The 13,203-nt window shown below is 74.0% G+C and carries 11 protein-coding genes; 4 read left to right on the top strand and 7 right to left on the bottom strand.

What is annotated here, in order from left to right; translation table 11 throughout:
* Positions 1-132 precede the first annotated feature (132 nt).
* Positions 133-519 carry an ATP-binding protein gene (locus tag J4709_RS16920; RefSeq protein WP_208241786.1) on the top strand — a complete coding sequence of 129 codons (387 nt, stop codon included), beginning with the start codon at positions 133-135 and terminating at the stop codon, positions 517-519.
* A gap of 124 nt (positions 520-643) precedes the next feature.
* On the opposite strand, the gene J4709_RS16925 is transcribed toward J4709_RS16920, so the two are convergent.
* From J4709_RS16925 to J4709_RS16935, 3 genes are read right to left on the bottom strand one after another with little or no spacing between them, the layout of a single operon-like run.
* A complete protein-coding gene (locus J4709_RS16925; RefSeq protein WP_208241788.1) occupies positions 644-1,795 on the bottom strand; it encodes a DUF6745 domain-containing protein in 1,152 nt (383 codons plus the stop codon).
* Between the two features lie 11 nt (positions 1,796-1,806).
* Positions 1,807-2,133, bottom strand: a complete 327-nt coding sequence (locus tag J4709_RS16930) for a DUF8820 family protein (protein WP_208241791.1) — start codon at positions 2,131-2,133, stop codon at positions 1,807-1,809.
* Between the two features lie 55 nt (positions 2,134-2,188).
* A complete protein-coding gene (locus J4709_RS16935; protein WP_232383619.1) occupies positions 2,189-3,559 on the bottom strand; it encodes a threonine/serine exporter family protein in 1,371 nt (456 codons plus the stop codon).
* A 164-nt stretch (positions 3,560-3,723) separates the two neighbouring features.
* Here J4709_RS16935 and J4709_RS16940 point away from each other — a divergent pair, with 164 nt between their 5' ends.
* Positions 3,724-5,817, top strand: a complete 2,094-nt coding sequence (locus tag J4709_RS16940) for a RecQ family ATP-dependent DNA helicase (RefSeq protein WP_208241793.1) — start codon at positions 3,724-3,726, stop codon at positions 5,815-5,817.
* Positions 5,818-5,912: 95 nt separating this feature from the next.
* Here J4709_RS16940 and J4709_RS16945 read toward each other — a convergent pair whose 3' ends face one another.
* Complete coding sequence (locus tag J4709_RS16945) at positions 5,913-6,818, bottom strand: quinone oxidoreductase family protein (RefSeq protein ID WP_208241796.1); 906 nt, start codon at positions 6,816-6,818, stop codon at positions 5,913-5,915.
* A 741-nt stretch (positions 6,819-7,559) separates the two neighbouring features.
* Positions 7,560-7,781 carry a hypothetical protein gene (locus J4709_RS16950; RefSeq protein WP_208241798.1) on the bottom strand — a complete coding sequence of 74 codons (222 nt, stop codon included), beginning with the start codon at positions 7,779-7,781 and terminating at the stop codon, positions 7,560-7,562.
* Positions 7,782-7,965: 184 nt separating this feature from the next.
* On the opposite strand from J4709_RS16950, the gene J4709_RS16955 reads away from it, so the two are divergent.
* The gene (locus J4709_RS16955) at positions 7,966-8,991 is read left to right on the top strand and encodes a LysR family transcriptional regulator (RefSeq protein ID WP_208241800.1); all 1,026 of its coding nucleotides are present in this window, start codon (positions 7,966-7,968) and stop codon (positions 8,989-8,991) included.
* Positions 8,992-9,175: 184 nt separating this feature from the next.
* Here J4709_RS16955 and J4709_RS16960 read toward each other — a convergent pair whose 3' ends face one another.
* A complete protein-coding gene (locus tag J4709_RS16960) occupies positions 9,176-10,099 on the bottom strand; it encodes a carbohydrate kinase family protein (protein WP_208241802.1) in 924 nt (307 codons plus the stop codon).
* A 165-nt stretch (positions 10,100-10,264) separates the two neighbouring features.
* Here J4709_RS16960 and J4709_RS16965 point away from each other — a divergent pair, with 165 nt between their 5' ends.
* Positions 10,265-12,718, top strand: coding sequence for a bifunctional acetate--CoA ligase family protein/GNAT family N-acetyltransferase (locus tag J4709_RS16965; protein WP_208241804.1), 2,454 nt, complete (start codon positions 10,265-10,267; stop codon positions 12,716-12,718).
* A gap of 18 nt (positions 12,719-12,736) precedes the next feature.
* Here J4709_RS16965 and J4709_RS16970 read toward each other — a convergent pair whose 3' ends face one another.
* A complete protein-coding gene (locus tag J4709_RS16970) occupies positions 12,737-13,066 on the bottom strand; it encodes a hypothetical protein (RefSeq protein ID WP_208241806.1) in 330 nt (109 codons plus the stop codon).
* Between the last annotated feature and the right edge of the window lie 137 nt (positions 13,067-13,203).

Below are 13,203 nucleotides of genomic sequence, written 5' to 3' on the forward strand. Positions count from 1 at the left end.
ATGACTGCGAACAGTGAACGAATCAGGCGGTGGTCGAGCCGCACGGACGGTCATGGCGTCGGGGAAGGATCCCGTGCACGACCGCCCTGGAGGGCGCATGCTGGCGATAGCAGGCGACCGTTAGGCGATGCCGTGGACTATCTCGAACGCCCCCACTTCATTCTGGCGCTGAAGCCGGCGGACACCTCGGTGCGCGCGGCACGCGACGTGGTCCGCGTCGTCCTGGAGGGCTGGGACCGCCCGGACACGACGGGCGACGTCGAGCTCATCGCGAGCGAGCTCGTCACCAACGCGATCCGTCACGCCGGAACCGTGACCCTGGTGCTGTACCTGCCCGACGACAAGACGGCCATGGTGGAGGTGTGGGACGACAACCCCGACGGCCCCGTCGAGGCCCCGCGCGACATGCAGGCCGAAAGCGGCCGCGGGCTCTTCATCGTCGGAGCGCTGTCCCGCTCATGGGGCTGGCGGCCCACCGAGGAGGGGAAGGTCACCTGGGCGCAGGCCGCGACCCCCTGAGTGGCGGGCATGAGCGGCGGGTGGGAGCGGGCGGGCGCCCCTTGGTGACTGGGGAAGTGCTACCAAGGGGCTCCCGCCACGAGGACGGACGGCGCGGGCCGCCGTAGGCCGCCGTCCAGGGGGCTCAGGTCTGCTTCTGCGGGCGGTAGTCGGCCTCGTCGACGCCGAACGTCCATGCGACGCCCGCGCGCGCGGTGCGGGTGGACGGCGGGACCCGCAGGTAGTAGGTGCGGTGCGTCCCGTCGGGTTCGGGCGTGGAGTTGACCACCTCCACCATGACGACGGGCTCGTCGCCGGGCAGGTCGATCGACCACAGCACGCCGGTCTCGTCCTGGTGCAGGGGCCGCGCGCCCGTCTCCGCCAGGTAGCGGTCGTAGCCGAAGATCTCCAGCATCACCCGGCGCAGTTCCGCGTTCTCCTCCGCGGAGATGCGCCCGGCGGTGAGACCGGTGAGGGAGGCCACGAAGTCGGGCGGGATCGGCATGCCACGCCAGGCGTGCAACGAGAACCCGTCGGGGTAGGCCAGGGCCGGGCCGTCGCCGCGGTGCAGCCGCCCCGGTTCGTCCCGGTGCAGCTCGCAGGGGCGCTCCGACATGATGACCAACCGCTCGTACGGCCACCACCAGCCGGACGAACGAGCGGCCTCCGCCAGGCCCGCGAGAGGCCCGTCCAACCGGCCAACGGACTCGAACAGCGCCAGCCAGGGCGCGTCGTGCTGGCCCAGGACGGCGTCGAGCGTCGCGGAGCGCAGGACGCCCTCGGCCGCGTTCTCCTCCGGCGTCGGCAGCAGGTTGCCCGACTTGGCGGACCGGCCCTGCGCCTGTTCGCCGACGGCGCCGCGCACGCGTGCGACCAGCGACTGGACCTGGTTCCAGAGGAGCCCGCCCGTCTCGCCCCAGGTCCGCGGCCACTGCTCTGGCCCCTGCTCGGAGCAGACCGCCGTTCGCTCGGCCTCCCAGGGCCGGGTCCGCACTTCCGCCAGCACGCTCGCGCCCGCGGGGCCTTCGCCGAGGTCGGCGCGGGCCCGCTCGAGCAGGTCGTCCAATCCGGCCTTCCGCAACGCCGCTTCCTGCCCGCCCAGCACGGCGGCCGCGACGGCCCCGCGCGCGGGGGAGGGCACCCACACGAACCGCTCGGGCGCGGCCAGGCCGGCGGCGGCGTAGGCGGCGGCCACCCCCGCCTCGGCACGCACACGGTCGGCGGGGTCGGTGCGGAAGGCGTCCGCCTGCCAGTCGCCGACCACGAAGTGCGTCTCGCGCCGCGTCTCGGTCACCATGTGCACGCCCCTCAGTCCGCCACGACCCGGACGGTGCCCGGCACGTACTCGCGCTGCCGGATCACCCTGTACCAGCCCTTGGGCAGCGTGATGGCCGCGTGCTCCTCGTGCACGAGCCGGCCACCGGACGGCAGATGCAGGTGGTCGGGAGCGAGCGGGTCGGGGACCCGCAGCAGCGAACCCGGCGCCGAGAGCGCGTGCGCGTGACCGGTGGCCTCGCCCAGCGCCAGCACCATGCGCCCCCTGCCGTCCCGCGGGGACGGCGGCAGGTCCCGGACGGACTGCGGGACCTCGCCCTCGGGCACGGGCAGGATCAGGATGTCTCCCTGTCGGTACATGCGGCGAACGTAACGTCCGCCACCGACATTTCCGGTGGTGCGAGGCGCCTGACGGTCAGAAGCCGCGCGTCCGGCGGGCCGCCGGACGCGCCCAGCGCCCGCCCGCCGTGAGCCCGACGCGCTGGAACGCGCGCACGAGCTCGCCGCCCAGGTTGACGCCGGCGCCCAGCGCGAGGGCCACCGACAGGGCGGTGATGAGGCTCAGCACGCCCGACTGCGGGGACCCGGTGTTCAGCTCGACCATCCCGCGGTAGAGCGCGGTCCCCGGCAGCAGGGGCCCGATGGCCGGCACCACGTACGGCATGACGGGAGCGCCGTGCCGTCGCGCCAGCCAGTTCGCCAGCACACCGACGATGATCGCCGCCACCGCCGAGGCCAGCACGGGGGGAACGTTCCACCCCCGGAGCATCACATAGAGCGTCCAGATGAGCGCCCCGCCGAGAGCCGACGCCAGGAGCACGTCCCGCGGCGCCGCCAGCGACACGGCGAACGTCACCGACACGGCGGCGGCCGCCATCAGCGGGACGGGCTTGAGCGTCGCCGGGGCGGTGGGCAGGTGGCTCACGTCGATCGGCACGTTCAGGTTCACCGCGACGTACACCACCGCGCCGAGACCCGCCACGATGGCCGCGATCATGAAGAAGACCTCCAGCCCGCGCGCGGCCGCGCTGACGAGGTCCCCGGTGATGCCGTCCTGGATGCTGGCCACCAGGGGCCGGCCCGGCAGCAGGGCGAGGATCGCACCGGTGACGATGGTCGAGGCGTGCTGCGGGTTGCCCGCCGCCACCACGATCGCGGCGCCCGCCGCGCCGATGGCGGCGGCCACCGTCAGCTGGAAGAACTCGGCGATGCCGCGGCGGGCGAGGGCGGCGGCGGTGCGGTCGCCCAGCAGCGTCGCGACGAACGCCGTCCCCGCCACCAGCGGCCCGCCGCCGGACAGGACACTGGCCGAGGCGGCGATCAGCCCCAGCGACGCGACGATGAGCCACGCCGGGTAAGGACCGCGCTCCCTCTTCATCTGCGCGAGCTGCTTGTGGGCCTCGTCCAGCTCCAGCATCCCGATGGACGCCTCCTGGACGAGCGCGTGCAGTTTCGTGAGCCGCCAATAGGCGGGCGTACGGCGGCGGATGGCCCGCGCCCCCGTCATCGGCGGCGCGCCCTTGCCGGGGTGGGCCGACACCAGAATGCTGGTGAGCGTCACCTGGACCTCGCACCGGGGGAGCTCATAGGCGACCGCCAGGCCGAGCATCGCCTCGTTCACGCGCTCGGTGGTCTCGCCGCTGGCCAGCAGGAGCTCGCCGACGCGCAGTACGAGGTCGACCGCGCGCGGGTCGACGACCTCGCTCGGCTCGTCCTCGGGGAGTTCGGGCGGCGAGCCGTCCATGAGGACCTGCCACGTCCGCCGCAAGCGTTCCGCCGCGCCCATCCCCCGCCGCTGTCCCTTCCGCCGTGAAATCGATTCGCCGTGAAATCGATCTTCCAGGCAGGCTACCCATGGCGCCGCCCGCGGTCACCGGTGGGTCCTCGGCGGTTTATCCACAGAACGATGTTCTGGTGCGACCGCTCGGCCGCCGCTGATACCAAGGGTGCATGAGCAATCCCGACGGACTCCGCGACGATGCCGAGCGGTGCCTGCGCGCCCTCGCCGGCGAGCACGCCCGGCTCCGCGACGACCAGTGGACGGCGATCAGCGCGCTCGTCGTCGAGCGGCGCCGCGCCCTGGTGGTGCAGCGCACCGGCTGGGGCAAGTCCGCCGTCTACTTCGTGGCGACGCGGCTGCTGCGCGAGCGCGGCGCCGGCCCCACCGTGATCGTCTCACCGCTGCTGGCGCTGATGCGCAACCAGATCGAGGCCGCCGACCGGGCCGGCATCCACGCCCGCACGATCAACTCCGCCAACACCGACGACTGGCGGCGGATCTTCGCCGAGGTCGAGGCCGGCGAGGTCGACGTCCTGCTGGTCAGCCCCGAGCGCCTCAACAACCCCGACTTCCGCGACCTGGTGCTCCCGCAGCTCGCCGCCGGCGCCGGCCTCGTCGTGGTCGACGAGGCGCACTGCATCTCCGACTGGGGGCACGATTTCCGGCCCGACTACCGCCGGCTGCGCACCCTGCTCGCCGAGCTCCCGCCCGGCATCCCCGTCCTCGCCACCACCGCCACCGCCAACGCCCGCGTCACCCAGGACGTCGCCGAGCAGCTCGCCGGGGACGACGCCCTCGTCCTGCGCGGCCCGCTCGAACGCGAGTCCCTCCGCCTCGCCGTCGTCGCCGTGCCCACCGCCGAGCAGCGCATCGCCTGGCTCGGCGAGCACCTGGCGTCCCTGCCGGGCTCGGGCATCATCTACACCCTCACGGTCGCCGCCGCCCACGAGATCACCGGCTACCTCCGCGACCGCGGGCACGAGGTCGCCGTCTACACCGGCCAGACCGAGCCGGCCGAACGCCTCCAGGCCGAACAGGACCTGCAGGGCAACCGCCTCAAGGCGCTCGTCGCCACCAGCGCGCTCGGGATGGGCTTCGACAAGCCCGACCTCGGCTTCATCGTGCACGTCGGCGCCCCGCAGTCCCCGGTCGCCTACTACCAGCAGATCGGGCGCGCGGGGCGCGGCGTCGACCGCGCCGAGGTGATCCTGCTGCCCGGCCGGGAGGACCGCGAGATCTGGGCCTACTTCGCCAGCCTCGCCTTCCCGCCGGAGACCGTCGTCCGCACCACCCTCGACGTCCTGGACGCCGCCGATCGCCCGCTGTCCACCGGCGCGCTCGAACCCCAGGTCGACCTGAGCCGCAACCGCCTCGAGATGATGCTGAAGGTCCTCGACGTCGACGGCGCCGTCCGCCGCGTCAAGGGCGGCTGGACATCCACGGGCCACCCCTGGGCCTACGACCGCGAACGCTACGAGCGCGTCACGTCCGAACGCCGCCGCGAGCAGCAGGCGATGCTCGACTACATCACGACGGCGGCCTGCCGCGAGGAGTTCCTCCGCGGGCAGCTGGACGATCCCGCCGCCGCGCCCTGCGGCCGCTGCGACAACTGCACCGGCGAGCACTGGCCCGCCGACGTCACCGCCGACGGCGCGAACCGGGCCCGCGACCGCCTGCACCGGCCCGGCGTCGACGTCGCACCGCGCCGCATGTGGCCGACCGGCGTCAAGGACGACCTCGGCGTCTCCGGCCGCATCAAGCCCGACCAGCAGGCCGAGACGGGACGCGCCCTCGGCCGGCTGACCGACATCGGCTGGGGCAACCGGCTCCGCGAGCTGTTCGCCGCCGCGGACACCGAGGTCCCCGCCGACATGGTCGACGCCGTCGTCAAGGTCCTCGCCGCCTGGGACTGGCCGGCCCGCCCGACCGGAATCGTCACGATCGGTTCGCGCTCACGCCCTCGCCTCGTCGGCACCCTCGGCCGGCGCATCTCCGAGATCGGCCGCCTGCCCTACCTGGGCGAGATGGTCCCCGTGGGCGAATCCGTCCCGCGCCGTCACAACAGCGCCCAGCGCCTCCGCTCGGTCTGGAACTCGCTGACGCTGCCCGAACCCGTCGCCATCGCGGCCAAGGAGGCGTCCGGCCCCATCCTCCTGATCGACGACCGGATAGAGACCGGATGGACCATGACCGTCGCCACCCGCCTGCTGAAGGAGGCGGGCGCCCAAGCGATCCTCCCGCTCACCCTGGCCACCCCCAACTGATCCCTCCTGCACGAGACCGGCCTCGCCGAAGCGGCCCTCGTCGACCGCCGGCGACCCCTCTCCGCCTCGCGCGAGGCGGAGAGGCCGGGAGGGCGTCAGGGGATGAGGACGATCTTGCCGGAGCCGCGCGCCTCCAGCAGCTCGTGCGCCTGGACGGCCTGGTCCAGGCGCATGCTCTGGGCGGCGGGCGGGGTGATCCGGCCCTGCGCCGCCGCCTCCAGCAGCGTGCGCAGCACCTCCGCGGTCTGGTCCTCCGGGCCGCCCGACAGGAACGGGACGCCGAGGTCGAAGGCGGCCGGGTCGGCGATCGTCACCACGCGGTCCACGCCGCCGCGCAGGGCGATCGCGTCCGGAAGCGCCCCGTGCCCGGCCGCGTCCAGGACCGCGTCCACGCCCTGTGGCGCCAGGTCGCGCACGCGGTCGGCCAGACCCGGGCCGTGGGTGGTCGCGGCCGCCCCCAAGGCCCGCACCCGGTCAAGGTTCGCCGGGCCGGCCGTGCCGATGACGGTCACGCCGTCCGCGACGGCGATCTGCGTCGCGAGGGCGCCCACGGCACCGGACGCGCCGTTGATCAGAAGCGTCTCTCCGCGCCCGGGCTTGAGGGCGCGCAGCGAGCGCAGCGCGGCCTCGCCCGCCACGGGCAGCGCCGCGGCCTGTTCCCAGGTCAGGGCGTCCGGCTTCGCCGCATAGACCGACAGCAGCGCGTAGTCGGCGTACCCGCCGCCGATGGGCCACCCGGCCACGGCGTCGCCCGCCGACACGTCCGTGACCCCGTCGCCGACGGCGTCCACGACGCCGGAGACCTCGGAGCCCAGCGACCGCGGCGCGGCCAGCGGCTCACCGCCCGACATCGAACCCGAACGCACCTTGACGTCGATCGGGTTCACCCCGGCGGCGCGCACGGCCACCCGGACCTGGCCGGGCCCGGGCTCGGGGACGTCGGTCTCCACGACCTTCAGGACGGACGGAGCACCGTACTCGGCGAATCTCACAGCACGCATGGCCGCTCTTCTCTCCTTCGCTCGTGCGAGGGCGCCCCGACCGGACGCTCACCGCCCGTCGATGACAAAGCCGGACGACACGTGACCTGTTCCCCGCAGTCCCCACCCTCCCACCAGCCCCACCGACGAAACGAGCCCGCCTCACAAGACCGACCACGCCGGCCCCGGCAGCAACGCCCAGGATCAACCCCGAACCGGTGAGGCCGGTTTCGAGACCGTGGCGGGGCTGCCCGAGGGGTTGCGGCGGCCTTGCCCTGCTTTGGGTTCTGGCGCCGGCCACGGGCAGTTCTGAGGGGGCGACCCCGGTTAGTCGTGAGGGCGTGGTGGCGGGTGCGGTCGGTTTCGAGGGGCGGCTGCATCGGCTGGAGGCGGGTCACCGGTTGCTGCTCGGCGTCCGCCACTGCAGGTCGCAGGCCTGCAGGGTCGCCTTCAGCGAGGCGTCGCGGCTGGAGGCGTGCGCGACGAGGAACGGCGCGGACTCCAGGCCGGGTGCGGCGGGGTCGCTGGACAGCGAGACGGGCAGGCTCTTTGCCGAGGGGAGAGGAGGCGGGGCTGTGCCTTTCGGAGGGGGTCTTCCGGGGGGCCGGGCCTGTGGGCGGCCCGGCCTTGCCCGCGAGGCGCCGCCCGCGCGCCCCTGTAGGCGCGGGCGGAGCGGATGGACCGGCCCGTGCGCGCGGCCCCGCGCACGGACCGGGGACCGGTCCGGGCGCCGCGGCGGAGAAGGGCCGCGGCGAACCGGGGTCAGTGCGACCGCAGGGGGCGGCCTCCCGCGCCCTCGGGAGCGCCGCCCGCAGGGCGCGGCCGGTGGGTGCGCCGCCCGGCGGGCTCGGCCCGCACGGCCGAGTACACGAGCCGGTCGCCCGGGTGCGGTCCGGCGAGCGAGGGCACGATCGGCACGGCGATCTTCTCCGGCGGGGCGCCGTCGGTCGGCGGGACGGGGTGCGCGGGGGCGGTCGGGGTCACGGTCGGCTTCCTCGGGTACGGGGTGGCAACGGAAGGAAAGTGTTCTAGAGGTTAGAAAACCCTGTCCAGCTGTTTGAGAGAACATCTTGAGATAAGTTGAGCGGGAAATGTCATCATTTCCCGCTCAGATGAACGGACGGCCATTTCGGCGGGGCGAAGGAGCGAGGTAGTAGTGTCCCTCCCCGTGTCATCGACTCTCGACGCGCTCCTCGACTGCCCGCCCGGCCTGCTGGACACCACGTTCGACCAGCTCCGCACGCTGCTGGTGGTCCACGAGACGGGGTCGGCACTGCGCGCCGCGCGGGCGCTCGGGCGGGAGCAGTCCAGCGTCCAGAAGCAGCTGGACACCCTCAACCGCAACAGCCAGGCGCTGTGCGGGGAGGTGCTGACGGTCCGGCAGGGCCGCGGAAAGGACTTTCTGTTCACCCCGACCGGCGAGACGACGGTGGAGCTGGCGCGGACGACCATCGCGAACTGGCTGGAGTCGATCCACTGGAGCCGCCGCCGGCTCGGCCGGATGCTGACGGTCGGCACCACCGAGTTCACGCTGCCGATCGTGTCCCGCGCGTGGGCGCGGGTCTCGGAGGAGTTCCGCCAGCGCGAGGTCGAGTTCAAGGTCGCGCACGTGCGCACGAAGGACCTGTGGTCCCGGCTGGAGACCAAGCAGGTCGACCTGGTGTGCGGGAGCATCGTCAGCACGGCCGAGGGCGACCAGCGGCTGAAGGAGTACGAGGTCATCGAGTACGCGCGCGGCCAGGCGCTGCTGCTCACGAACCTGCCGGAGAGCGAGCTGCCGGACGGGCCGGTCCGCACCAGCCGGCTCGGCCGCGTCCCGCTGGTGCTGCCTCCCGCCGGCCTCGTCGCCGACCTGCTGGCCACCTGGTACGGCCCCGCGTTCCGGGACCGGCTGAACGTCGTCGCCGACATCGACGACGTGCACTACGGGCTGTCGCTGCTGCGCTCCGGCTTCGTCCGCGGCTGCATGATCGTCACCGGTTCGATCGGGCGCGGCATGGCGGGCCGCGACGACCCGGACGCCGCCCCGCTGCGCGCCATCGGCCTGCACGACGACCTCGAGCCGAAGGCCGAGCTGATGACCGGCGCGTTCGTCCGCCGCGCCGACCTGGAGCGCTACGACGCCGGCCACCCGCTGAACCGCCTCTGGGCCGCCGTCCACGAGGACGTGCGCACCTACACCCCCCTCGCCTGACCGGCGAAGCCGGTCGAGAACGGCACGGAAGACTGAAGCCCAGCCGTCGCCACGGGCAGGCACGCGGAGCGAGCGCCGGCGAGCGCAGCGGGCATACCCGACGACTGACAGGCGGTTTCGCGCGAAGCGCTAGCGGAGCGGCGAGACAACCTGTCAGTCGCAACGCGGGCTTGGATGAGCACCTCTACTTGATCTGGTTGTCGACCACGTCGAGGGAGGGGCGGGCGCCGAGGTGCTGGGTGGCCTGGGCGGCGAGCCGGCAGCCGGCGGTGAGGGCGTCGGCGGGCTGCTTGCCGTCCAGCCACGGCGGCAGGAACCCGGCGACGAACCCGTCGCCCGCGCCGGTGCCGTCCACGACCTTCTCGACCGGTTCCGCGGCGACCGTGACGGGCTCGGGGCGGCCGTTGGTGTACCAGAGGGCCCCGTCGGCGCCGACCTTGATGACGACCTGCGGGTACCAGGCGGTGAGCACCTTCGCGGCGGCCGCCGGATTCTCGCGGCCGGTGAGGATCTCGGCCTCCTTGGCGGTGACGATCAGGAGGCGGGCCCCCTGCGTCCACTCCAGGAACGGCTCGGCGCCCATCCGCTTGAGCGGGGAGGACGAGCCGCCGTCGACCGACACCGACATCTGCGCCTGGCGGGCCAGGTCGAGGGCGTGGGTGGCGGCCTTGCGGGAGCCCTCGGTGATCAGCGAGTAGCCGGACATGTGCAGGTGCGTGCCCTGCGAGAACAGGTCCTTGCAGCGCTCGATGTCCTCGGGCAGGAGGGCGGCGTTGGCGCCGGGGTCCGACAGCATGGTGCGGTCGCCCTTGTGGGTGACCATCACCACGCAGGTGCCGGTCGGGCGCTCCTGGTCCATGACGAGGCGGGCGTCGACGCCGTACCCCATCAGCTCCATGTCCCGGTTGCGGCCCGCGATGTCGGAGCCTCGGCGGCCGACGAAGGCGACCTCGATCCCCTCCAGGGCGAGCCAGGACGCGACGTTGGCGCCCGAACCTCCCCCATGGGTCGTCACGGCGGCGGGCGTGTCACTGCCCTTCGCCAAGGGGTACGCGGCACGAGCCACGGTATCTGTCATGAGATCGCCGACCACGACCACGCGCGTCATGGAGTCATCACCTCGATCAACACGGCCCGCGCGAGCGGCATTCAGGGCGTGGAACGACCGTAACAGCTCCGGGCCCCCGATTAGGTCTCGAACGCGCAGCGAAACCCGGGAACGCGGGTTTTTCCTCCGGGTGCCGGCGGCGCCGCGTGCCTTACGCTCGGGTACGTGACCGAGGGTTATCCGGATCAGTGGGAGGCCGACGTCGTCCTGAGCGACGGCGGGACGGCGCATCTGCGGCCCATCCGGAGCGAGGACGGCGACCTCCTGCGGGTCTTCTACGCGCGGCTGTCGCCGGAGTCGATCTACTACCGCTTCTTCTCGCCGCGCCCGTATCTCACGGACCGTGAGGTGGAGCACTTCACCGGGGTGGACTACGACCGGCGTGTCGCGCTGATCGCCACGATCGGCGAGGAGATGGTGGCGGTCGTCCGGTACGACCTGCTGAGCGACCGGCCGGAGACGGCGGAGGTCGCGTTCCTGGTGGAGGACGCCCACCAGGGGCGGGGCCTGGGCGCGGTGCTGCTGGAGCACATCGCGGCGGCGGCGCGGGAGCGCGGGGTGCGCCGGTTCGTGGCGAGCGTGCTGCCGGACAACCGGCGGATGACGCGGGTGTTCCGCGAGGCGGGCTACCGGGCGGAGCAGCGGTTCGAGGAGGGCGTGATCGAGCTCGTCCTGGACCTGGAGCCGACGGAGACGTCCGTGGAGGTGATGGCGGCGCGCGAGCACCGGGCGGAGTCCCGGTCGATCCAGCGGCTGCTGTTCCCGGAGTCGGTGGCGGTGGTCGGGGCGAGCCGGGCGGAGCACAGCGTCGGGCAGACCGTGCTGCGGAACCTGCTGAGCGGGGACTTCACCGGGCCGGTGTATCCGGTGCATCCGACGGCGACGGCGGTGGCGGGGGTGCGGGCGTACGCGTCCGTCCTGGACATTCCCGACGACGTGGACCTCGCGGTGGTCGCGGTGCGCGCCGACACGGTCCGCGAGGTGGTGGAGCAGTGCGCGGGCAAGGGCGTGCGGGGCCTGGTCGTGGTGTCGTCGGGGTTCGGTGAGACGGGCCCGGAGGGACGCGCGGACCAGGAGGAGCTGGTGCGGCTGGCGCGCGCCTACGGGATGCGGGTGGTCGGCCCGAACTGCCTGGGCATCGCCAACACCGACCCGGACGTGCGGCTGAACGCGACGCTGGCGCCGACGATGCCGGGCCGGGGCCCGGTGGGCTTCTTCTCGCAGTCGGGCGCGCTCGGCATCGCGATCCTGCAGCGGACGGCGGAGCGCGGCCTCGGGCTGTCGACGTTCGTGTCCGCGGGGAACCGGGCGGACGTGTCCGGCAACGACCTGATGCAGTACTGGGAGGAGGACCCGGCGACCAAGGCCGTCCTCCTTTACCTGGAGTCGCTGGGGAACCCGCGCAAGTTCGCGCGGCTGGCGCGCCGGCTGGGCCGCCGCAAGCCGATCGTGGCGGTGAAGAGCGGGCGCAGTACACAGGGTGTTCCGATCGGGCACGCGGCGCGCGCGCTGACCCTGCCCGATCACGCGGTCAGTGCGCTGTTCCAGCAGGCGGGCCTGATCCGGGTGGAGGACCTGGCGGAGCTGTTCGACGTGGCGCAGCTGCTGGCCTACCAGCCGCTGCCGTCCGGCGACCGGATCGCGATCATCGACAACTCGGACTCGCTGGGGCTGCTGGCGCAGGACGCGGCGGTCGCCCTGGGCCTGGAGGTCCGGCCGCGCGTCGACCTCGGGCCGCGCGCGGACGCCGACGACTACGAGGCCGCGCTGGCGGGCGCGCTGGCCGACGACTCGGTGGACGCGATCGTGGCGCTGTTCACCCCGCCCACGATCGGCGGGTACGACGTGCGGGTCCCGCAGAAGATCCTGCGGCTGGCGGCGGGCGGCAGCAAGCCGATCGTGGCGACGTACCTGGGGTCGGAGGGCATGCCGGACGATCTGCGGATCACCGGGCCGGACGGGATGGCGGCGGAGGGGTCGGTGCCGTCCTATGCCGCGCCGGAGGACGCCGTGCGCGCGCTGGCCTACGTCATCCAGTACGCGCAGTGGCGGCGGACGCCCCTGGGCCGCCTCCCGGAGCTGGCGGGGACCGACCGCAAGCGCGCGCGGGCGCTGGTCGAGGGATGGCTGGGGTCGGGCGATCCGGTGCGGGCGACGCCGGAGCAGGCCGCTGAGCTGCTCGGCTGCTACGGCATCGCGGTCTCGGCGGACGCGGCGGCCGGGGGAGTGCCGACCCGGGTCGTGACCATGGAGGACCCGTCGTTCGGCGCGGTCGTCTCGTTCGGCCTCGCCGACGAGACCGCCGCGCTCCTGGACGACCGCGCCTACCGGCTCGGGCCGCTCACCGATGTGGAGGCCGCGGAGCTGATCCGGGCGGTCCGGACGGCGCCGCTGCTGCTCGGGCATCGCGGCGCGGAGCCGGTGGACGTCGCGGCCCTGGAGGAGCTGCTGCTGCGGGTGTCCCGGCTCGGGTACGACCTGCCGGAGGTGGCGCGGCTCGAGCTGAACCCGGTCATGGCGGACGCGTCCGGCGTCGCGGTGCGCGACGTCGCCCTCAGCCTGGAGCGGCCGCTCGGGCCGCGCACGGAGCTGGGCCCGCGCCGCCTCCGGCAGTTCTAGGGCCTGCCCTCAAGCGGCCTAGGGCTTGCCGGGCGGCGGGGGCGGGCTCGGCGCCGGGGTCGGCGGGACCGGATCGGGCTCGGGACCGGGCGGAACGGGGTCGGGGTCCGGCGCGGGCGGCGTGGGCTGCGGCGCGGGTCCCGGCGGCGTCGGCTCCGGCGGCGGACCGGGCGGGACCGGGTCGGGCGCGGGCCCGGGCGGGACGGGCCGCGGCGGCTGGGGCCCGGGGCCCGGCATCGGGCCGGGCGGCGGCTCGGTCGGCGGGACCAGCGGTTCCGGTGCGGGGGCCGGGTCCGGTGTCGGCGGGGGCACCGGCTGCGGGGTCGGCAGCGGATCTCTCTCGTCCATGGGACTGACATACCCGCGTGCCCATCGGGTACCCGTGCGGCCCGAGCCCGCCGGGCGCGATCGGGCCGCTACGGAGCGTGCCGGGCGGCCTCTCGCCGCGCCGCTCCGGACCGCTCCGCGCCGCGCCGGGCATGTGC

It is taken from the genome of Actinomadura violacea, assembly GCF_017573465.1.
Classification (GTDB): Bacteria; Actinomycetota; Actinomycetes; order Streptosporangiales; family Streptosporangiaceae; genus Spirillospora; species Spirillospora violacea.

Excerpts from the sequence above, each read along its gene's own strand:
- J4709_RS16970 (WP_208241806.1), bottom strand. The coding sequence starts at position 13,066 with ATGGACGAGAGAGATCCGCTGCCGACCCCGCAGCCGGTGCCCCCGCCG.
- J4709_RS16960 (WP_208241802.1), bottom strand. The coding sequence starts at position 10,099 with ATGACGCGCGTGGTCGTGGTCGGCGATCTCATGACAGATACCGTGGCT.
- J4709_RS16940 (WP_208241793.1), top strand. The coding sequence starts at position 3,724 with ATGAGCAATCCCGACGGACTCCGCGACGATGCCGAGCGGTGCCTGCGC.
- J4709_RS16925 (WP_208241788.1), bottom strand. The coding sequence starts at position 1,795 with ATGGTGACCGAGACGCGGCGCGAGACGCACTTCGTGGTCGGCGACTGG.
- J4709_RS16945 (WP_208241796.1), bottom strand. The coding sequence starts at position 6,818 with ATGCGTGCTGTGAGATTCGCCGAGTACGGTGCTCCGTCCGTCCTGAAG.
- J4709_RS16935 (WP_232383619.1), bottom strand. The coding sequence starts at position 3,559 with ATGGGCGCGGCGGAACGCTTGCGGCGGACGTGGCAGGTCCTCATGGAC.
- J4709_RS16930 (WP_208241791.1), bottom strand. The coding sequence starts at position 2,133 with ATGTACCGACAGGGAGACATCCTGATCCTGCCCGTGCCCGAGGGCGAG.